The organism is Alteromonas sp. V450, assembly GCF_001885075.1.
Lineage (GTDB): Bacteria > Pseudomonadota > Gammaproteobacteria > Enterobacterales > Alteromonadaceae > Alteromonas.
Map to the genome: position 1 here is coordinate 1,261,669 of NZ_MODU01000004.1, position 19,784 is coordinate 1,281,452.

At 42.3% G+C, this 19,784-nt stretch carries 23 protein-coding genes; 20 read left to right on the plus strand and 3 right to left on the minus strand.

The window, feature by feature from the left end; translation table 11 throughout:
* Positions 1-2: 2 nt before the first annotated feature.
* From BK026_RS05520 to BK026_RS05540, 5 genes are all read left to right on the plus strand, one after another.
* The gene (locus tag BK026_RS05520; protein ID WP_071814929.1) at positions 3-1,226 is read left to right on the plus strand and encodes a glycosyl transferase; all 1,224 of its coding nucleotides are present in this window, start codon (positions 3-5) and stop codon (positions 1,224-1,226) included.
* A 5-nt stretch (positions 1,227-1,231) separates the two neighbouring features.
* Positions 1,232-2,986 (plus strand): sugar phosphorylase, encoded by a 1,755-nt coding sequence (locus BK026_RS05525; protein WP_071814930.1) that lies wholly within the window; start codon positions 1,232-1,234, stop codon positions 2,984-2,986.
* Positions 2,987-3,080: 94 nt separating this feature from the next.
* Entirely contained in the window at positions 3,081-3,752 is a 672-nt protein-coding gene (locus BK026_RS05530) for a phosphoglycolate phosphatase (RefSeq protein WP_071814931.1), read from the plus strand.
* A gap of 151 nt (positions 3,753-3,903) precedes the next feature.
* Positions 3,904-5,118 carry a gephyrin-like molybdotransferase Glp gene (gene glp, locus BK026_RS05535; protein WP_071814932.1) on the plus strand — a complete coding sequence of 405 codons (1,215 nt, stop codon included), beginning with the start codon at positions 3,904-3,906 and terminating at the stop codon, positions 5,116-5,118.
* A 150-nt stretch (positions 5,119-5,268) separates the two neighbouring features.
* Positions 5,269-6,642, plus strand: a complete 1,374-nt coding sequence (locus BK026_RS05540; RefSeq protein ID WP_071814933.1) for an MATE family efflux transporter — start codon at positions 5,269-5,271, stop codon at positions 6,640-6,642.
* 40 nt (positions 6,643-6,682) lie between these two features.
* On the opposite strand, the gene BK026_RS05545 is transcribed toward BK026_RS05540, so the two are convergent.
* From BK026_RS05545 to BK026_RS05555, 3 genes are read right to left on the minus strand one after another with little or no spacing between them, the layout of a single operon-like run.
* Positions 6,683-7,402: an NTP transferase domain-containing protein gene (locus BK026_RS05545; protein ID WP_071814934.1), complete on the minus strand. Its 720-nt coding sequence runs from the start codon at positions 7,400-7,402 to the stop codon at positions 6,683-6,685.
* Between the two features lie 48 nt (positions 7,403-7,450).
* Complete coding sequence (locus BK026_RS05550) at positions 7,451-8,632, minus strand: VWA domain-containing protein (protein ID WP_071814935.1); 1,182 nt, start codon at positions 8,630-8,632, stop codon at positions 7,451-7,453.
* On the minus strand, positions 8,632-9,468 hold the full coding sequence (locus tag BK026_RS05555; protein ID WP_039220753.1) for a MoxR family ATPase: 837 nt from the start codon (positions 9,466-9,468) through the stop codon (positions 8,632-8,634). Before BK026_RS05555 ends, BK026_RS05550 begins: the two co-directional genes overlap by 1 nt.
* Before the next feature lie 271 nt (positions 9,469-9,739).
* Between BK026_RS05555 and cysK the strand changes: the two genes are divergently transcribed.
* The 15 genes from cysK to BK026_RS05635 all read left to right on the plus strand — a co-directional run bounded on the left by cysK (position 9,740) and on the right by BK026_RS05635 (position 19,742).
* Positions 9,740-10,705 (plus strand): cysteine synthase A, encoded by a 966-nt coding sequence (gene cysK, locus BK026_RS05560; protein ID WP_071814936.1) that lies wholly within the window; start codon positions 9,740-9,742, stop codon positions 10,703-10,705.
* A 237-nt stretch (positions 10,706-10,942) separates the two neighbouring features.
* Positions 10,943-11,236 (plus strand): hypothetical protein, encoded by a 294-nt coding sequence (locus BK026_RS05565; RefSeq protein ID WP_071814937.1) that lies wholly within the window; start codon positions 10,943-10,945, stop codon positions 11,234-11,236.
* A 523-nt stretch (positions 11,237-11,759) separates the two neighbouring features.
* A complete protein-coding gene (locus BK026_RS05575; RefSeq protein WP_143142089.1) occupies positions 11,760-12,434 on the plus strand; it encodes a hypothetical protein in 675 nt (224 codons plus the stop codon).
* A 181-nt stretch (positions 12,435-12,615) separates the two neighbouring features.
* Positions 12,616-12,816, plus strand: coding sequence for a PspC domain-containing protein (locus BK026_RS05580; RefSeq protein ID WP_071814940.1), 201 nt, complete (start codon positions 12,616-12,618; stop codon positions 12,814-12,816).
* 185 nt (positions 12,817-13,001) lie between these two features.
* Positions 13,002-13,817, plus strand: coding sequence for a hypothetical protein (locus BK026_RS05585; protein WP_071814941.1), 816 nt, complete (start codon positions 13,002-13,004; stop codon positions 13,815-13,817).
* Between the two features lie 259 nt (positions 13,818-14,076).
* Entirely contained in the window at positions 14,077-14,463 is a 387-nt protein-coding gene (locus BK026_RS05590) for a tautomerase family protein (protein ID WP_071814942.1), read from the plus strand.
* A gap of 101 nt (positions 14,464-14,564) precedes the next feature.
* Positions 14,565-14,975 (plus strand): hypothetical protein, encoded by a 411-nt coding sequence (locus tag BK026_RS05595; protein ID WP_071814943.1) that lies wholly within the window; start codon positions 14,565-14,567, stop codon positions 14,973-14,975.
* 101 nt (positions 14,976-15,076) lie between these two features.
* Positions 15,077-15,523 carry a hypothetical protein gene (locus tag BK026_RS05600; protein WP_071814944.1) on the plus strand — a complete coding sequence of 149 codons (447 nt, stop codon included), beginning with the start codon at positions 15,077-15,079 and terminating at the stop codon, positions 15,521-15,523.
* A 160-nt stretch (positions 15,524-15,683) separates the two neighbouring features.
* Positions 15,684-15,896 (plus strand): hypothetical protein, encoded by a 213-nt coding sequence (locus tag BK026_RS05605; protein ID WP_071814945.1) that lies wholly within the window; start codon positions 15,684-15,686, stop codon positions 15,894-15,896.
* 84 nt (positions 15,897-15,980) lie between these two features.
* Positions 15,981-16,439, plus strand: coding sequence for a hypothetical protein (locus BK026_RS05610; protein ID WP_071814946.1), 459 nt, complete (start codon positions 15,981-15,983; stop codon positions 16,437-16,439).
* A 127-nt stretch (positions 16,440-16,566) separates the two neighbouring features.
* Positions 16,567-17,433: an alpha/beta hydrolase gene (locus tag BK026_RS05615; protein WP_071814947.1), complete on the plus strand. Its 867-nt coding sequence runs from the start codon at positions 16,567-16,569 to the stop codon at positions 17,431-17,433.
* A gap of 153 nt (positions 17,434-17,586) precedes the next feature.
* Positions 17,587-18,012 (plus strand): GNAT family N-acetyltransferase, encoded by a 426-nt coding sequence (locus tag BK026_RS05620; protein WP_071814948.1) that lies wholly within the window; start codon positions 17,587-17,589, stop codon positions 18,010-18,012.
* A 131-nt stretch (positions 18,013-18,143) separates the two neighbouring features.
* Positions 18,144-18,734 (plus strand): HAD-IB family hydrolase, encoded by a 591-nt coding sequence (locus tag BK026_RS05625; RefSeq protein ID WP_071814949.1) that lies wholly within the window; start codon positions 18,144-18,146, stop codon positions 18,732-18,734.
* A 166-nt stretch (positions 18,735-18,900) separates the two neighbouring features.
* Positions 18,901-19,413 carry a helix-turn-helix domain-containing protein gene (locus BK026_RS05630; RefSeq protein WP_177247883.1) on the plus strand — a complete coding sequence of 171 codons (513 nt, stop codon included), beginning with the start codon at positions 18,901-18,903 and terminating at the stop codon, positions 19,411-19,413.
* A 149-nt stretch (positions 19,414-19,562) separates the two neighbouring features.
* Entirely contained in the window at positions 19,563-19,742 is a 180-nt protein-coding gene (locus BK026_RS05635) for a DUF4177 domain-containing protein (protein WP_071814951.1), read from the plus strand.
* The last annotated feature ends 42 nt before the right edge of the window (positions 19,743-19,784 follow it).

Here is a 19,784-nt window from a genome sequence, read left to right on the forward strand (position 1 = left end):
ACATGGCTGATTTTTATCAAAATGGTGTGGTTACTACGTTACATAATTTGGCTCGTCGTCCTACCGAAGAGCTCGAAGCTGAACTTTTACAATTTTCTCAAAAACGCCCTATGGCACTGATATTGCCGTCGTTGTTTTCTGAACTTGAAGGCGACGCACTACCTCATATAGTGAACGAGCTAACTGATGTTCCCTATCTTTCAGAAATTGTTATAGGCTTGGACCGCGCAAACGAGGCGCAATATAAACACGCACTAAAGTTTTTTGGCAAGCTACCTCAGCACCACAGAATTTTGTGGAACGACGGCCCACGGCTTAAAGCTCTCGATGAAGAGCTTCAAGCACAAGGGCTGGCACCTAAAGAGTTAGGAAAGGGACGTAATGTATGGTATTGCATGGGCTATGTGCTTGCATCTAACCGTGCAGAATCTGTAGCGCTGCATGACTGCGATATCGTGACGTATGAGAAGGATCTTCTGGCGAAGCTCATTTACCCTGTTGCCAACCCCATGTTTAACTATGAATTCTGTAAAGGTTACTATGCGCGTGTCGCAAATGGAAAAATCAACGGGCGCGTTTCACGGTTACTTGTTACACCGTTACTTCGCGCGCTAAAGCGCATTATGGGTGACAATGAGTACCTAGAATTTATGGACAGCTTCCGCTATCCGTTAGCAGGTGAATTTTCCTTCAGACGTGATGTACTGAATGATATACGTATACCCAGCGACTGGGGTCTAGAAATTGGCGTATTGTCAGAAATGCATCGAAATTATTCACACAACCGTCTGTGCCAAGCTGACATCTGTGATATTTACGACCATAAACATCAAGATTTATCGTTGAATAACGACCAAGGTGGCCTGTCGAAAATGTCAATCGACATTACGAAAGCAATCTTCAGAAAGCTAGCTACCCAAGGCTACACATTCAGCAACGAAATGTTCCGCTCAATTAAGGCCACTTATTTCCGCATAGCACTAGACTTTATTGAAACCTATCACAACGATGCGGTCATGAATGGCTTAAACTTAGACATTCACAGCGAGGAAAAAGCGGTAGAGATGTTTGCGAGCAATATCATGAAAGCGGGACAAAACTTCTTGGAAAATCCCATGGAAACACCGTTTATCCCTAGCTGGAACCGAGTAACCAGTGCTGTACCTGACATTTTGGAGCGACTCTTAGAAGCCGTTGAAGCCGATACCGCAGAATATATGGAGTAAGTAATATGGCATGGGACCATCTCCATGACAAAGTGAAACACCATTTAGAAAGTATTTACGCAGATGTAGCGCTAGACGTCTCCTTTGAGACGCTAGCGACTGATTTGATGAATACAATAGGTATTCAGCAGCAAACAGACATTGCTTCACCTCAGTCTCATTACAATTATTGGAATGAAGAAGACATCATCATGATTACCTACGGTGATAGTGTTATTGATGAAGGTGAACGCCCTTTGGTCACGTTGAACAAGTTCTTGCACCGCTATTGCAAAAACACCATTAACAACGTGCATATTCTACCCTTCTTTCCCTACAGCTCTGATGATGGGTTTTCGGTTATCGATTACTCAACCGTGAATGAAGCATTAGGTTCATGGGACGATATCGAGGTTATCGCTGAAGACTATGGTTTAATGACCGATTTGGTAATAAATCACTGCTCTGCAAGAAGCGTGTGGTTTGACAATTTTGTGAAAGGTGAAGGTCCAGGTTCTGACTTTTTCTTTACGGCAGATCCTACCGACGATCTTTCTATGGTAACCCGCCCTCGTGTATCTCCATTACTGCGTGAGACGGAAACCGCCAACGGCACCAAGCATGTATGGTGCACCTTCAGCCACGATCAGGTCGATTTTGACTTTAGAAATCCAAAGGTGTTGTTAGCGTTTATCGATATCATCAAGCTGTATATTGACAAGGGCGCTAAACTCTTCCGTTTGGACGCCGTGGCTTTTCTTTGGAAAATTGTTGGCACAAGCTGTATTAATTTGTCCCAAACCCATGAAGTCATACGTCTGATCAGAACGCTCATTGAACATGTGGATCCGTCAATCATAATCATTACCGAAACTAATATTCCAAACAGGGAGAACCTAACGTACTTTGGTAATGCTAACGAGGCCCATGCTATTTATAACTTTTCGCTTCCGCCGTTACTCGTAAATACTCTTGTAACGGGTGATTGTACCTATTTAAAAAGTTGGATGATGAGCATGCCACCAGCACAAAATGGCACAGCCTATTTCAACTTCATCGCCTCGCATGACGGCATTGGCTTGCGCCCGGCGGAAGGTCTGCTTAGCGATGAAGAAATTTCAGAGCTAGTGCATACAATGCAGCATTTCGGTGGCAAGGTGTCGTGGCGGGCTTCCGATCACGGACAGCAAAAACCCTATGAGATAAACATCACCTTATTCGATGCTCTGCAAGGAACCATAAAGGGGCCAGATAAGTACCAGGTTGACCGTTTTATTTGCGCTCATGCCATAATGCTAGGTATGGAAGGTATTCCAGGTATTTACATTCACAGTTTGCTTGGTACGTCGAACGACTATGAGAAGGTGGCAAACACGGGGCAAAATCGTTCAATAAATAGAAAGCGATGGGACTTTAACGAACTAGAGGCTTTATTAGACTCACCGTTCTCACAGCATCATAAAGTACTCACTCGAATCTCGCAGCTTATACGCATACGTAAAGCGCAGCCTGCGTTTCACCCCAACGCTACACAATTTACGTTGCAGCTTGGTAATCAAATATTTGGATACTGGCGTCAAAGCTTAGATAGAAAACAAAGTATCTTCTGTATCAGTAATATTTCAGACGAAGAACAAACTATTTTGTTGTCTGATATCAACCTTATCGGTACAGATAACTGGATCGATCTCATTACCCGAGATGAGATAGCTCTTTCTAGTGGTTTCTTACAAATGAAACCTTATCAAGTTCTTTGGATAAGCAACCAGGATTTTGAGTAAATACTTGAGATTAAACACTTCGATGACAAAAATATACCGCGGTAAGGACACTGTGGTGTTATCCTTCGGCAATAAATAGTTAAACACATTTACAATGCAAGAGATTAATACCTTCTTTTTCGACTTGGACGGAACCCTTGTCGACTCTGTGCCCGATCTGGCGACCGCCTTAAATCAGATGCTAAGCCATTATCAACTACCGACTTATGACGAACAGACAATTAGACACTGGGTGGGAAATGGCGCCCGTGTTTTAGTAGAGCGTGGGTTGAGCGGCAGCGCAGAAGCAACCCACAAGTACACGTCGAACGAAGTTGATGCCGCACTAGAAATGTTCCTTCACTTCTACCGAACGTTAGAAATAAAACGCACCGCACTGTACGACAGTGTCTTCGACACGTTACATGCGCTTAAACATCGTGGTTCTACGCTAGCATTGATCACTAATAAACCTGCAGAGTTTATTGCGCCTATTTTGTCTACATTTTCACTGTCTCCACTGTTTTCGCTAACCATAGGCGGAGATAGTTTACCGGAGAAAAAGCCGTCGGCCCTGCCCCTTCTTTATGCCTGCCAACAATTTAGGGCCGCGCCTTCACAGTGTGTAATGGTAGGTGATTCTAAGAACGATATTCTTGCCGCTAAAGCCGCCAAAATTAAAAGTATCGGACTCACCTATGGATATAATTACGGTGAGTGCATTTCGACCTATCAGCCTGACTGGGTATTAGAACGTTTTGGTGAAATACTAACCTTGAATTTGTAATTTCGTTTTAATGATAACGTTACGCCATTACACCGCAGCACTTGCGATACTCATCGCGCCTTCTTTCTTTTAATTCACGCTTTAACCTTTGGTATAACAACGCTTTTTTCTGTAATATTCGTGCGTTGAATTATTTTTAGGAGTTGTTGGTATGTCATCAAAATGGCTTTCACTCGAAGAGGCCCTCACCAAAGCGTTAAACGCCGCACAAGCGATAACCGAAATCGAACAAGTGAGTATTTTTGACGCCAACAACCGCATCTTGGCGGAAGACGTTATCGCCCATGTTGACGTGCCGCCATGGGATAATTCAGCCATGGACGGCTACGCTGTTAACGTAGAAGACCTTGCACTTAGCGCTGAACTCGACGTACAGGGCGTTATTACCGCAGGCATGAGTGCTGATGTGCCGCTTGAAAAAGGCAAGGCATTTAAAATTATGACCGGCGCACCAATACCACTTAACGCCAATGCAGTTGTGATGGTAGAAAATACTGAAAACCGCGACAGCGCAGTCGTCATAAAAAAACGTCCTTCAGCTAACGAGAATATTCGCAAAAAAGCCAATGATATTGCCTGTGGCGACACGCTAATTAGTAAAGGCACGTGCCTTCACGCTGAACACCTTATGCTGCTCTCCTCACAGGGAAAGAGCACCGTAGCAGTTTACCGAAAGCTACGCGTTGGTGTGGTAGCAACCGGTTCTGAACTCGCTGCCCCTGGTGATACTCTAAAATCAACACAAATTTTCGAGTCGAACCGCGTTGGTGTAAGTAGCATCTTAGGCAACGAAAACGTAGAGCTTGTTGATTTTGGCATTGTAGAAGACGACGAAACCTCTCTGCGTAAGCTATTTAATGAGGCCAGCGAGCGTGTAGACGTGATGGTAAGTAGCGGCGGCGTTTCAGTTGGTGACGCTGATTACGTAAAAGATATTATCGCTGAATTAGGCGCTATCGATTTTTGGAAAGTTGCGGTTAAACCGGGTAAACCTTTTGCTTTAGGCAAAATCAATAACACCCTGTTTTGTGGTTTACCGGGCAACCCCGTGTCGTCTTTTGTTACCGCCAAGTTACTGGTTGTGCCCGTTATTAAAAAAATGCAAGGCCAAGTTCAAAGCCATGAGCCTTTCTTCGTTAACGCTACAATTACCACGCCGCTTAAATGTCGTGCGGGCCGACGGGATTTCCAGCGTGCAACTATGGTAAGAAACGGCCAAGGCGAATGGGAAGTTACCCCGTTTAAATCTCAAAGCTCTGGTGTTATGACGTCAATCACCTCTGCCAACTGCCTTATGGTAGTGCATGAGGATATAAGTGAGTTAAACGTTGGCGACAAGGTTCCCGTTATGCCGCTTCATTTTTAGAACGACTGGTTCTAAGCGCGTTGCACTACAGTATGTCTTTTCAATGTAGTTTTGCTGCTTTTCCTAATTGAAGGCGTGATCGCAACATTACCCGAAGCAATTAGTCATTATTTTCGTCACCGATGGCGACCCGTATAGAGACACATTACCGTGAATAAGAAACGCTTTCTTTTAGAAGGAAGAGACATTTTAAAACTAGCATGGCCTCTGCTAGTTGCGCAGATAACACAAATGCTTATGGGTGTTAGTGATACCATAATGGCAGGGCGTTACAGTGCTACCGACATGGCAGCAGTGGCGCTTGGGTTTAGCATAACCGTGCCGCTTCTTTGTTTTATTCAAGGTATAGCCCTAGCGCTTCCGCCCATTATTTCCCGGCTACAGGGTAATAAAAATATAAGCAGCATTGCAGATGCGAGTCAGCAGGCTGGCTACCTCATTTTCTTCGTAGGCATTATAGTAGCAGGGTTCATTCCTTTTACCGAAAATATGGTTGCCTTATTCCCTATGGCGCCTGAGCTGCACAGCATTACTGTAGACTACGTGCTATACGTGTTGTTCGCTATGCCCGGTTTCGCGCTTTATCAATGGCTAAGAAACTATTGTGAAGGCTTAGGAAAAACCAAACCGACGATGATCATTACCGTCATCGGCTTAATGGCAAACATTGTTGGAAACTATCTGTTTATTTATGGTATTGGCCCACTGCCCGCCATGGGTGGTGCAGGTTGTGGTATTGCTACGGCTATTGTTATTTATACCATGCTGATTGCGACTTTCATTTACGTACGTTTTGCCCCAGCCCTGCAAAAATACAATTTGTTTGGAAAGCTGTATAAACCAAACATGGTGACCATAAGCCGAACCTTTAAGATGGGTTTACCTATCGCCATGACGATTTTATTTGAAGTCACGCTATTTTCAGTGGTTGCGCTGTTATTGGCTCCGTTCGGTGCTACAACGGTCGCAGCCCACCAAGTGGCACTAAATTTCTCAGCGCTTATGTTCATGTTTCCTATGAGCATTGGTATGGCAGCAGCAATTCGTATTGGATATCGCATAGGGCAAAATAACCAGCGTCAGGCAAAAATTGCGGCCCGTACGGCAATTTTAATCGGCTTTTTTACCGCAGCCTGCACGGCTAGTTTCACTCTGCTGGCTAAAAGTTTCATTATTGGCTTGTATACCAGTGACGATGCTGTTTACACACTAGCGAATGCGCTTTTAATTTATGCGGCCTTATTCCAGCTGTCTGATGCGGTTCAAGTCATTTCGGCGAATGCATTACGCGGTTACAAAGACACAACAGCGATGTTTATTATTACCTTTGTGTCCTACTGGTTAATAGGTCTACCTACAGGCGTTATTTTAGGTAGAACAAACTGGATAACTGCAGAACCAATGGCCGCAGCAGGGTTTTGGATTGGCTTCATTGTAGGTTTGAGTGCCGCAGCAGTAATGCTTGGGGCGCGCCTTCTATATATTCAACGACCAACTGCAGCCCATCGCATAGCGAATGCGTAAACGCGTTTAACGTTTTGACTAAATAAGAAAGGCGGGGCCGTCAATTCCGTCTTTTGAATTTTTCCCAATCTTGCGGGGTGTCTATATCAAATTGTGCATTGGGTATAGGCACAGCCGTTACTTTTCCTAACTTCGCGTACTTTTCAATGATTGGTTTAGCACCGGTATCCCCTCTTAGCGCCAATAGTTCACTAAACATGGCCTCAGGAAATATGGCAGGCACAGTAAGACGGTTATCGGTATCGCCTTCCTTGACCCATTCACTGCACACTATATGGTCCGGGGAACCTTTAGAAACATCGATAAGGCGACCAAAGTCATGTGCACTAAGACTTGGCAAATCGGCCAGCGTAAAGAGTACGTGAGTAAGATTTGCACTCAACCCATCTGCTAACGGAGAAACTGATGTCGGTAGTGCTGAAAGGCTTAATAGATGCTCGAGTCCAGTGCGAATACTTGATGCAAGGCCTTCATCCCAATTAGCGTTGTGAACGATACTGATGGGTAGTTCAGAAACCTTACAAGAAGATTGTTTTAGCTGCGTATTTACGGAATCATGCCATTTACCCGTAACAACAGTAATGGGTAATTCACTAGTTAACGCTATGTCATTGCGCGCACTAACTGCCTCCCCCACACTGTGTTGTATAAGAGAAAGTGCAGAAATTGGGTGTTCCGATAAAAGCTTATTACCCTTGTAGCGAGCGCTCTTTCCGCCCGCCAACACCACAAGTGCTACCGCATAATTTTCCGACTTCAATTCAACATCCGTTAATTCAAAGAAATAAAACGTTACACGTCAAAGGGCTTAGCGGCTTCTGCTAAGCCCTTTGATTGCAGCCGTTAACCCTTCAAGCGTGAGCCCATACATTCTGTCTTCCATTATGTCGCGAATAATTTTGATAGACGAATAATACGGCCAATAATTCTCAGCCTGCGGATTCAGCCACACAGCATTGTTAAAGTGGTTAAGCAGTCGCTGCATCCACACGCTGCCTGGCTCTTCGTTCCAATGTTCTACACTGCCCCCTGGGTAGGTTATTTCATAGGGCCCCATGGTAGCGTCACCTACAAAGATAACCTTATAGTCTTTTCCGTAGCGATGAATGATATCCCAGATAGGAATGCGCTCCTTATTACGGCGAAGGTTATCTTTCCACACCTCCTCATACACGCAGTTGTGGAAATAAAAGTACTCTAAGTATTTAAACTCGCTTTGCACCGCAGAGAAAAGCTCTTGAGTACTTTTTACGTGTGGGTCCATAGAGCCGCCCACATCAAAAAACATCAACACTTTTACCGCGTTATGACGCTCTGGTGCCATATGAATATCGAGTAAACCGCCTTTTTTTGCGGTTTCACCTATGGTTGTCGGCACATCAAGCTGCTCGCTGGCGCCAGTGCGAGCAAACTTGCGTAGCTTCCTAAGGGCCACTTTTATATTACGCGTACCCAGTTCTACATCAGAACTTAGGTTTTTAAACTCGCGTTTATCCCACACTTTTACTGCCGAAAACTTTCTATTGCCCTTTTGCCCTATTCGCACACCTTCTGGATTGTCGCCATAAGCGCCAAACGGCGATGTTCCGCCGGTGCCCACCCATTTATTTCCACCTTGATGACGCTTTTCTTGTTCCTCTAAGCGCTTTTTCAACGTTTCCATCAGTTCTTCAAGGCCACCGGCTTTACGCAGTGCCTCACGCTCTTCAGGGCTTAAATTTTTCTCAATTTCCTTACGCAGCCATTCTTCGGGAATGTCTTTACCGAACAAGTCGATAGACTCCACCCCTTCGAAGTACTCTGCAAACGCCCTATCGAACTTATCGTACTGAGTTTCGTCTTTCACCATAATGGTACGAGCCAAGCTGTAGAAAGCTTCAATGTCGGCATATACCACGTGATGCTCTAACGCTTTAAGTAAATCAAGTAATTCGCGCAGCGTGGTTTTAACCTGATATTTTCGCAGCGTATAAAAAAACTGAATAAGCATTAGCGACGCGCCATAAAGACCAGTTTTTCAAACAGATGTATATCTTGTTCGTTTTTAAGTAATGCGCCGTATAATGGCGGTATTGCTGCTTTACCGTCTTTTGAATGCAGCGCTTCTGGCGGAATATCTTCAGCAACTAAAAGCTTCAACCAGTCGATAAGTTCAGAGGTAGAAGGCTTTTTCTTAAGCCCTGGTACATCGCGAATTTCAAAGAAGGCCTTCAATGCTTCATCAAGCAACTTTTTCTTTAGATCTGGGAAATGTACGTTAACAATTTCTTGCATTTCCTCTGGATTCGGGAACTGAATGTAGTGGAAGAAACAGCGGCGCAAGAAAGCATCTGGCAGCTCTTTTTCGTTGTTCGATGTAATAATAACAATGGGACGCTGCTTCGCGACGACACGTTCTTGGGTTTCGTATACGAAAAACTCCATTTTATCGAGCTCTAGCAACAGGTCATTAGGAAATTCAATGTCTGCTTTGTCGATTTCGTCAATCAGCAGTACCGGGCGCTTTTCTGCGCTAAATGCTTCCCACAACTTACCTTTTACAATGTAGTTGCTGATATCGTGAACGCGATCATCGCCTAATTGAGAGTCGCGAAGACGCGACACCGCGTCGTATTCGTACAAACCTTGCTGTGCTTTGGTGGTTGATTTAATGTGCCACTGAATTAATTCAGTACCTAAACTCTCGGCCAACTCTTCAGCAAGCATGGTTTTACCCGTGCCCGGCTCACCCTTAATTAAAAGCGGACGCTCTAGCGTAATAGCTGCATTAACGGCCAGCTGTAAGTCTTTAGTTGCGATATAATTAGACGTGCCACTAAAAGCCATTATTGTTGTACTCCGTATAATTTTTCGTCTTTGCAATTTTAACTATAATATCAAGGCCTTCTCATGATTGCCCATAGATATAACATATAGCTAAAAAGCACTTTGCATTTTACTGATTGGGACCAATGATATAGGGGTATGACGAAATCCCCTAATTCAGGCTGTGAATTATTAACTATCACATTCGTTGAATTATTAACTACTAAAAAGGTCGTACAGATCACGACAGACGGGGTTTCCTGTAAAATAAGGAACAAGGTAAGGATTTATAATGAACGTATTTGACGACAATTCCCTATCTATTGGCCGCACGCCACTAGTTAAGCTAAATCGCGTAACATCAGGTAATGTATACGCAAAAATTGAATCGCGTAACCCAAGCTTCAGTGTTAAGTGCCGCATTGGCGCAAACATGATTTGGGATGCTGAAAAGCGCGGTGTCCTTACCGAAGGCAAAGAAATTGTAGAGCCTACCAGTGGTAACACAGGTATTGCATTAGCTTTTGTTGCAGCGTCTCGCGGTTACAAGCTAACGCTAACTATGCCGAGCAGCATGAGCCTTGAGCGTCGTAAACTTTTAAAAGCACTGGGCGCAAACCTTGTTCTTACCGAAGCGCCGAAGGGCATGAAAGGTGCCGTTGCCGCTGCACAAGAAATTGTGGCATCAGATCCAGACAAATACGTATTGCTTCAACAGTTCGACAACCCTGCTAACCCAGCTATTCACGAAAAAACCACTGGCCCTGAAATTTGGGACGACACAGACGGTAAAGTTGATGCGTTTGTAGCAGGTGTGGGCACAGGCGGTACTATTACGGGTGTAAGTCGCTACCTTAAGAACACAAAAGGTAGAGCAATTACCTCTATTGCCGTTGAGCCTACAGACTCTCCAGTAATTACCCAAGCGCTTGCAGGTGAAGAACTAACCCCGGGACCACACAAAATTCAAGGTATTGGCGCAGGTTTCATCCCAGGCAACCTGGACCTAGACCTAATCGACGAAGTTGAACAAGTTACCAACGAAGAATGTATGGAAATGGCGCGCAAGCTAATGACCGACGAAGGCATTCTAGCGGGTATTTCTTCTGGTGCTGCCGTTGTTGCTGCCAAGCGTTTTGCTGAACGCCCAGAAAATAAAGACAAAGTAGTTGTCGTGCTTCTAGCAAGTGGTACAGAACGTTACCTTAGCAGCCCTCTTTTTGCTGGTGCGTTTGACGAACAAGAAGAAGTTCAATAGTTGCCAAAATGTTTTCAATCATTTAGAAACGAGGCCTTGCGCCTCGTTTTTTTTGAACATAAAAAAGTTGTTTCGTTTCCACGTCCCTTTAGCTATTGGCTAAACGTTTCGTATAAAAACTTTTTAACGCTGTCACCACAGTCGAAGTCGTGTAAACACAAAGGCAGTACTGTTAGTTAGCATCACCTCTAGCACGAACAGTTTAGCTGTCCCGTTATTTAACAAAGTGAATTTCAAATGGAACTATTACTCGGCATTCTTGTCTGCACATGTGTGGCTGTGTGTATATACATTGAAATACAGTTTAGAAACCATATTATATCTAAGCACCCAGAAATATGGCTGGCTTTAAGTGAAGAAAAGATGGGTGTTAAAGCTTTTTTAAGCAGGCCTATTGCAATAAGCGATTCCGCCAGATTTGGTGCACTATCTAAAACGAAAGACAAGGAAGTGAAAAACTACGTTTCCTATCAAAATTCGGTTTGTGTTGTGCTATTTCTACTTGGCTTGGTCTCGTTAATTTTAAACTAAAAATTGTAGGGTTTGTTTGAAAAAAGCACCGAAAGAGAAGCCGTGTTTTTATATTGTCTATACTTAAAACGCGCATGTTAGTCGGTATTTCGTTCAAGTTAAAACATGGTAAACAAGCTGCGACAGTCGCTCGCGGACATAGATAGGGAAAATTCTACATGAAAGGCATATATCGAATTCTCATCGCTGTGATTCTTCTTATGGCAGCCATTGCATCTTACAGTTTTGGAATTCAATCGGGCGTGTTTTTATTCGTTGTCTTGGGCTTCATTTTAGAAGGCTTGTTTTGGCTTGGTTTATTTCCCACCAAAAGACAAAAAAAGCTTAATCCTTCCTGAGAATTATTCGTTAGTCGATAAACAACATTTTTGATGTGGCGTGCTTGAGCGGCTTCATTTATTCGCTCTGTAAGCCGTGGCGCTACTTTTCACGCTAACACCAAACAATGCAGCGCGGCTTTGATACGTTCGCGCCACCTCATCATGTGTACTTAACTACCGGCGCCGCAAGGACTACGCAAACAATGTTGAAAAGGACTTTCTTACTTGCAAGCTTAATGGTGATTTGTTTTGTTGCTTCTGTGATAATTCATGAAGCGGGTCACGCTGTTGCGGGAAAACTATTCGGGCTTGGTAATCCCATTATTAACGTCTGGCCTGGCATTGAGCTATTTCCTAGTATTGGAAAAACAGTGTCTACAAATCCATGGCCAGCAAATGCTGTTGCCTACGTCACTTTTATTCCCGAGACACCTACTTTTGCAGTTGAATTCCCTGCCTCAACGCAGTCTTTGCTTCTCGATGCGAAGTTAAAACTGATCGATACACATACTTACCACGATAACATTTTCCTTCCAATTGTCGGGCTCATGGGTAGCGGTACTACCTACATAATGTCACTTTTTTGTACTCTTTATCTGTACCTACTTAAACCTAAAGGCGTTTTAAGAGCAGTTATTGCAACTGGCACATTTCTTTTTTACGACATTCTTTGCTACACGGTGTTTCCCGTATTTTTCGGCATGTCGCACCTTGTTTTCATCGGTGGGGCTCAACCAGAGCCAATAATCAGTCTCGTAAACATGGGAATGTCTTTTAATATCGCGGTGACGTTAATTTTGGGAGTCTGTGGTGCTCACATTTTGGCAATATATTACGTGGCGAGAAAAAAAGGGCTTTTTTTCGCCAAAAGCACCTAAAATTGATATGCCACACGAGGCAAAGAATGAAAGGCAGAAAAATGCTCGCGCCACATGAGTTATTGCCTACATAGCAGCAACGCTTAATTAATTATTGACTGTCTTTAAAATGCATGGCAATTTCATGTTGTTGCTATAGCCTACGAAGCTATAAATCAAGACAAATAAGGGAGATGTAAACATGGATTCAACGGTTAAAAGAGAATTATATCGCCAGAAGACGTTCATTGCTGGCGGCGTTTGTTCTGGTTTGGCTGAACGCTTCAATCTTAACAAAGGTGGCATTCAAGCTGCTTTTGTCTTAGGAAGCTTCTTTTTAGGCGCAACTATTCTTATCTATTTATTGCTGTGGATGACAATACCTAAAAATCCCTCTCTTTAAACGACTAATGTAGCTAAAACATGTATCTACGCGGTAAATGCCCCATGATGCCTCGCACTGCTGTTTAAAAAGATGCGCCTGTCATTTAAAAATTAGGAACAACCTTAAAAAAGTTTAGATTAAGTCATCTCTATTAGATAGATATTATAGAATGGCTGCTTCTGCCACCGATTAAATGACGTGTGATGCATAACAAAACCATTGTTTTTGCTTTAGTAATTTCAATAGCGATCTTCATATGGGTTGCTTCTCTTGCTGATGCACCTGTTGAGCATAAGATACATCATCCAGATAGTCGTGAAATGAAAATCGTTCACCCTGAAAAAAGTAATTATGCACTAACTTCCACGAGAGAAAACAACAGCAAAGAAATACAAGCACCTATCTCTGGGATTGCGCTTAGACAATGCAGAAATATTCCACACACCAAAGATGCCCTAAATTCATTCCTAAATCATGCCAATGAGGGTGGTGAGCCCGCACAATACATAAACGACGTAGTAAATCGCTTTGAATTCTGTAAAAAATTTGCAGATATCAAGGTAAACTACATTCAACGCTTAATAAACGAAGCAGAGCAAGGTTCAGTAGAGTCACTCAACGAGTTTTGGAAAATTCCAGAAACAGAATATGCTGATGTTATGGGGCTAGATCCTCAATCTAGAAGCGACTTTATTGTCAATAGGCGGACATTTTTAAGTACGAAATATAGACTAGCCGAAAAGCTTGCGTTATTGGGTAATGAAGATGCGACCTTAAAGCTGGTTAAGTCTTATCAGAGTTACGATCCCGCCAGTTTGAAGCCTAGCTATGTTAAGTCGCTCGCCTACGCAGACTTCGGGCTGCAAACCACTCAAGATAATGAATATTATCTGAAGCTAAATTGGTTCAAACAAAGGCTCTTAGTTAGCGCTACACCAGACGAAATCGAACTGGCGAACTCAATAACTTACCAGCTATTGAGTAAAGCCAACAATGAAGTAAAAAAACAAATAGATTAAAGGTAATTTCTTTGTTTACCTAAAAGTAAAACAGTTAGGGATCTTGTGAAACTTCACAAAACAGCGTTAAGGCAGAAAGTATTTGAGTTCAATGGTAATTTGACGCGCTGCACAATAGCAGCTGCATGCGATTATCACGTAGTTTTCTCACTGAACAATAGCTTATATTGAGGTAACATCGAAACTTCTGTCTTGCTTATTATCACTGAGCGTTAATGTGACTCTCCTCTTATTCGAGGAACAATAGTAAAGGAAAAACATGGTAGTTATTTACGGGATCGATACTCAACTAAACCCTATTAAACGTAAACTGTCAGATGTGATCCACACCTGTATGCAATCGGTGTTAGGCATGCCTGAAGACAAACGTGCTCACCGATTTGTTCCTCTTTCGGTTGACGACTTTTTCTACCCCGGCGGGCGCTCAGATGCATATACCGTAATTGAAATAAACATGATGAAAGGTAGAGAACCGGAAACTCAAAAATTGCTCATAAAATCTCTATTTAACGAGATTTCCTCGACGTTAGGCGTTAACCCCATCGACATCGAAATTACAATAAAAGAACAGGAAAAGTATCAATGGGGATTTCGTGGTATAACAGGAGACGAAGCGCAAGATTTGACGTACAAAATAGAAGTGTAGTAGCGTAAAGGGATAGGTTCGCCTTGTCCTAGAGGCGTGAAGCGTAGCGCGCCCTATCCAGCAAAGCGCTGCAATGCCGAGTAACAACGCAGGGAAATACGATGAAAAAGGAAGTTATTGGAAAATATGTTGCGGTTCTGGGCGTCGTTTTTTTTTGGGCGCCGCTTTGGGGGATTGTTGAGAGCTACCTTGTTTTATCTCCTTCATTTCAAGAGATATCGTTATTTTCAAATAATCAGCCCGAAATTTCACAGGAAGAATTGTCATCAGCATCGCTGTCTTTTTTGATAGGAACCTTCTTGTTCTTAGTGGCACTCTGTCTTTTAACTTTTTCAGTGGTGGGTTTACATTATCGAGCAAAATGGCTTTATTGGGTGTTGGTAATCTATTCAACAATGTTAATCTTTGCGTTTCCCATTGGTACATTTATCGGAATAGCTGTATTGGCGACACTAGTATTTAGTCGAAGAAAGTTTGGGCAAAGCGAAGACGCTTTGCAACAAAACTTCTGAAACACCTCTGCTGTAGCAGTATCTTTTACAATCTTTTGCGCCGGTAGCACTGTATGTACACCGCACCTTTTAAAAGATTGCCCTACATAAGTTCGTAATTTATGAGAAATAAAATAGGTGTTGTTCTTTTGCTGTTAGCGGCATCAATTGCAATATTGACGGCAGTAGCGCATCTGTCCTGTATTTTCTTAGGTGCTCAATGCTACGAGGCCCAGATGGCACCGCTCATTATCGTTCAGTCAGCGCAAGCTGGTACGCTACTGGCTCCGCTTGCCACGGTGGTAATAGCGGCAATATTTATTCTCTTGGGTTGTTACGCACTATCAGGTGCGCGATTAATTAAGCAACTCCCATTGCTTAGCGTTGGCATATATACAATATCTGCTGTATGCATTACGCGCGGTATATTACCTATACAGCTGTGGTTCAGACACCCTAACAAGGTCACAGCCATGGTATTAGCAATAGGTTTAGCGTGGTTATTTGTTGGTCTGTGCTATTTGCTTGGGTACAAAGCAATGAAACCGAACCGTTTACAGCCAAAATAAGCGCGCGTAAACATACAAACATTTCAAGATGCTCTGCAATTACATACTATGTCATGCTGCGTTAACACGAGAATTTTGATAAACCTCGACATTTAAGCTTAAAACCGTCGCGAGTTTATATTATGTTGTAGAAGGGCATTGAGGATAAAAGGAATTATTTATGGCAATTAATGCAACATTTGCAGGACAAATTGGCGCTATCTTAGCTGTTTTTATAGTTTTTTCGAGCTATTATTTGGGAACGCGTAAAACAGAAAGTCCTAAGCTAACCCTCGATTTGGCTTTTATCTTGGCTTTCGTCCCACCATTAGCGCTCATATTTTTAGCCACCTTAGTACTTAAAATAGACATCGCACCTCCTCCATATAGCTAGCGCTATAATAACGGAACGGAAAAACGTCCTCACTCTTAGTTTAAGCGCTATACTTTAATTATTATCAAACGATAGGTATTACTAATGAAAACGTGTAAGTGGTTCACCCTACTAGGGATGTTTACAGTTTTAATTTTAACTGCATGTGGTAAGAAGGAAGAAGGAATTGGCCGCTATGGTATGCTTGATAAAAGTACACCTGAATATACAACTGTCATGTTTTTAAAAAGCATTTACGAAGAAGACAATCTAGACAAAGCAATTAGTTTATCAAGTGACAAAATGGCAAAACTCCTCACTCGATACCACACCAATAGTAATGCGCAACGTCATTTGCTTAACCTAAAATATGACACTGTTGAAATTACGCCACAGGCAGCAGGCAAAATTGGGCGCAGTGAATTTTCTGAGAAATCGACAATTACAGTGTTCTTAAGCGGTACGTATGGTGAAGATAAAATAGAAGACCTTCGCAGTATTGACCTGATAAAAGAAGATGGGGAGTGGAGAGTAAATAAAATTCACCCCGACACTTACCTCTAGTGAAATCAATAGACGTGCTGTAACACTACCGCCCCTTTCAATCTGTACAGAAGTAGAATAGGTTTGACATCACGTACAATTCTGTTTCATTTATTGGTAGTTTTCTTCGCAAGAAAAGGGAATTTATATGCGCTGTACACTGTTTTTCACTTTCACTTTCTTTTGTTGCTTTGCATTTTCAGAGCAAGAGCTACGGCCGACTAAAGCAGGAATGTTTGACGTAGGCGGCTTTAGCCTTTATTTGGAATGTTATGAAAATGACAACCCAGTCTTAATTTTAGAACAAGGTTTTGGACGCGCAGGTTCAGACGGCGCGTGGATAAGCAACATCAAGAAGCTAAAAGAACACTATAGTGTTTGTCTTTATGACCGTGCTGGACTGGGCAAAAGTGAAAAAGGCTACGTTCCTTTCACAGTGAATGATAACGCTGAACGCCTCCACACATTACTCTCAAAAGCAAACGTTTCTCCTCCCTTCTACTTCGCTGGTGGCTCCTATGCGTCTTACATCATTACTGCTTACAACAATTTATACCCTAATGAAGTACTAGGCGCAGTTTTTATAGCGCCACCAACGCTTGGTTATTTTTATACAATGGGAACGCGCTGGCCCGAAAACTTTAAGTCTGAAAATAAAGAACTTATACGTTACAGAGACTTTGAGCGAAGTGTGTTAGACCCAATGTACAAAGGTGTTCCAGAAAACGTCGACCATATGAAAAGCTACCAACAATTGCTGAACGCTAAAAGTTTTGGCGAAAAGCCAATAATTGTTGTTCGTTCAAAGCCATCTGAAGAGCCTTACGACCCTGCTTTTGTACCCGAAGTAATTGCTGAAAAAATGGATCATTTGGAGCAAAAGTCTGAACATTATTTTAGCTCACTTTCAGCTAACGTTGACATTGTCTATTCGACATCGGAAAAACATCATTTGCATTTAGCAGACTCAGACTTGGTAATTGCTAACATTAAAGCGCTAAAGTTAAAGCGCTAGAAATTAAAATGCTAACCGCACCGTGAACTGCGACTGATAGCATTTAAAACGCTATACAGCAACGCGTCACTTGCACTGACCAGGGAGCGTTATTAACGCTCGATAACATCGTCACGCTTGGAAATTTCATGCGTTTAGGCTGAAGGAATTATATTGAATATATCAATAAAACACTGTGAAAATCTTGAATGCGCCGCTGATATCACGTTTGATAACATGCGTATTTATTATGAAAAATATGCACCGCAATGGACTGCAAAAAAAGTACTAGAAGTGACAGAAACACTCGATAATTACGACGTTGTTTACAATGATAACGTAGTCGGCGTAATGCGATTGGACTTTGAACAAAACCATTGCATTTTGCGTGACCTCCAAGTTTTGCCAGTAATGCAAAATAAAGGAATTGGGAAGACATTGATAAATAAGGCCAAAGAACTGGCCGTTGAAAAAGGCTACGCTAGCCTCACTTTGAGAGTGTTTAAAATAAGCCCCGCAGCAAAGCTCTATCTTCGCAACGGATTTCTTATACAAAGCGAAGACGATCGTTTCTACTCTATGCTGGCAAAATTAACGTGACTTCGTGCATGCATATTTTCATAACATACTAGTAGGTAACAGTTGCGTTTATGTTTTACTGTAAATTCGAAACTAAAAATGCAGTATCACGCTGTATCGTTAAATGAAAAATAAATGGCTAGGAACACAAATTGAATCTTGCGCTCTTCGATTTTGATGGAACAATCACAACACACGACACGTATACGAAGTTCGTGTTATCCCATACAACCACCTTTAGGTTAATTTGCGGAGCAACTATTCTTACCCCTTTTATACTCCTCTACAAATGTAAGCTCTTACCGTCCTCCTTATTGCGAATTTTAATCACAAAAACTGCATTCAAAGGCGTAAAGGTCAATACATTAGCATCAAGAGCTAAAAAATATGCGAACGAATATCTTCCAACCGTAATGCGAAATGAAATGGTCGAAAAAATAAAAGCGCATCAAAAAAACGGCGACCGTGTCATTATAGTTTCTGCATCGCTTTCGCCTTATTTAGTGCACTGGAGTAGCAATATGGGAGTGGAATTAATCTGTAGCGAATTAGAGGAAAAAGATGGCAAATTTACTGGCACTTACGTCAATGGTGACTGTAGTGGTAAAAGAAAGGTGGTAAACATTAAAAAACATGTAGACCTTTCCTCTTTCGAAAACATCATCGCTTATGGAGACACAAAAGAAGACTTAGAAATGCTTGCGCTCGCAAACATTAAGTTTTATAGAGGCGTAAAGATGTAATTTTTAACTACCTGTCATTATGTTTTTCACAGCTTTCGATTTTCATTTATTACGACACACTAATACAAGTTCGCCAAAAACACCCGCCTGTCGGCTTTTTGTCGTTACCGACAGAAGCATCTGTAATATATACTCTAAGACAAATAAGCCTATTAGAGCAGTACTAATGAAATCTTTAAGACTTAAACACCGCTGGTCGCAAGAAGAAGTGGCACAATTGAGCAATTTGAACGTGCGCACCATACAAAGAGTTGAAAAAGGTGAAAAGGTGGGCAGCGAAACGTTAAAAGCTCTGGCGTCCGTTTTTCAAATTTCAACACAAGAACTTGTAGAGACAATAAGGTGCGACACATCTGGCGATTGCAACAACGAAAGCAACCGCGAAACCGTCGATAATCGACAAGAAAAAGCCCTCGAAAAAGCAAAAGCAATTAAATATTTTTATGCTAATGCCGTGTTTTTGCTAAGCACCTTCGTGCTGTTTATGTTGCCGAACTATAACGGTGGAGAAAATGCAGGTGCATTGTTTGGTGTGTTTCTATCTTTTAGCGCTATTGTGATCATGCACGCCCTATTTGTTTTTCAGCCATTTGGAAAAAATTGGGAAAAACGGAAAGTGGCAGAGTTGCTAGAAAAGGATAACGTTTCAAGTCATTCAGATCCGAATGAAAAAACATGACGTTGTCGACGCCGCTGGTTTAAAAAGCACTATTAAACAAACAGTTGAAACATCAGGCTTGGTTGATTATTATTCAATAACTAGCTTAATACCACATACAGTAGTGATCCAACGCACTTTAGGACACATGAAAATAAGGAAGTTCCCTGATGCAGCGTATTGTCGAGTTTAAAGCGCGCAACTTTTGGTCAAGTAAAATTGACATCTCTGAGCTTAACGAGAAAATCCAACAGTATAACAGTGAGGGTTGGCGTGTATTACAAGCTACGCCCATCTCAACTTTTGCAGGTGTTGTTGCAGGATACAGTCTTCTTCTTGAGAAAAACTAAAATGCGTTTGCAATAAAAAAGCGGAGAATGCTCCGCTTTTTT

Excerpts from the sequence above, each read along its gene's own strand:
- BK026_RS05525 (WP_071814930.1), top strand. The coding sequence starts at position 1,232 with ATGGCATGGGACCATCTCCATGACAAAGTGAAACACCATTTAGAAAGT.
- BK026_RS05595 (WP_071814943.1), top strand. The coding sequence starts at position 14,565 with ATGAAAAAGGAAGTTATTGGAAAATATGTTGCGGTTCTGGGCGTCGTT.
- BK026_RS05585 (WP_071814941.1), top strand. The coding sequence starts at position 13,002 with ATGCATAACAAAACCATTGTTTTTGCTTTAGTAATTTCAATAGCGATC.
- BK026_RS05610 (WP_071814946.1), top strand. The coding sequence starts at position 15,981 with ATGAAAACGTGTAAGTGGTTCACCCTACTAGGGATGTTTACAGTTTTA.
- BK026_RS05530 (WP_071814931.1), top strand. The coding sequence starts at position 3,081 with ATGCAAGAGATTAATACCTTCTTTTTCGACTTGGACGGAACCCTTGTC.
- BK026_RS05605 (WP_071814945.1), top strand. The coding sequence starts at position 15,684 with ATGGCAATTAATGCAACATTTGCAGGACAAATTGGCGCTATCTTAGCT.
- BK026_RS05615 (WP_071814947.1), top strand. The coding sequence starts at position 16,567 with ATGCGCTGTACACTGTTTTTCACTTTCACTTTCTTTTGTTGCTTTGCA.
- glp (WP_071814932.1), top strand. The coding sequence starts at position 3,904 with ATGTCATCAAAATGGCTTTCACTCGAAGAGGCCCTCACCAAAGCGTTA.
- BK026_RS05590 (WP_071814942.1), top strand. The coding sequence starts at position 14,077 with ATGGTAGTTATTTACGGGATCGATACTCAACTAAACCCTATTAAACGT.
- BK026_RS05600 (WP_071814944.1), top strand. The coding sequence starts at position 15,077 with ATGAGAAATAAAATAGGTGTTGTTCTTTTGCTGTTAGCGGCATCAATT.
- BK026_RS05635 (WP_071814951.1), top strand. The coding sequence starts at position 19,563 with ATGCAGCGTATTGTCGAGTTTAAAGCGCGCAACTTTTGGTCAAGTAAA.
- BK026_RS05580 (WP_071814940.1), top strand. The coding sequence starts at position 12,616 with ATGGATTCAACGGTTAAAAGAGAATTATATCGCCAGAAGACGTTCATT.
- BK026_RS05575 (WP_143142089.1), top strand. The coding sequence starts at position 11,760 with ATGTTGAAAAGGACTTTCTTACTTGCAAGCTTAATGGTGATTTGTTTT.
- BK026_RS05555 (WP_039220753.1), bottom strand. The coding sequence starts at position 9,468 with ATGGCTTTTAGTGGCACGTCTAATTATATCGCAACTAAAGACTTACAG.
- BK026_RS05520 (WP_071814929.1), top strand. The coding sequence starts at position 3 with ATGGCTGATTTTTATCAAAATGGTGTGGTTACTACGTTACATAATTTG.
- BK026_RS05630 (WP_177247883.1), top strand. The coding sequence starts at position 18,901 with ATGAAATCTTTAAGACTTAAACACCGCTGGTCGCAAGAAGAAGTGGCA.
- BK026_RS05550 (WP_071814935.1), bottom strand. The coding sequence starts at position 8,632 with ATGCTTATTCAGTTTTTTTATACGCTGCGAAAATATCAGGTTAAAACC.
- BK026_RS05565 (WP_071814937.1), top strand. The coding sequence starts at position 10,943 with ATGGAACTATTACTCGGCATTCTTGTCTGCACATGTGTGGCTGTGTGT.
- cysK (WP_071814936.1), top strand. The coding sequence starts at position 9,740 with ATGAACGTATTTGACGACAATTCCCTATCTATTGGCCGCACGCCACTA.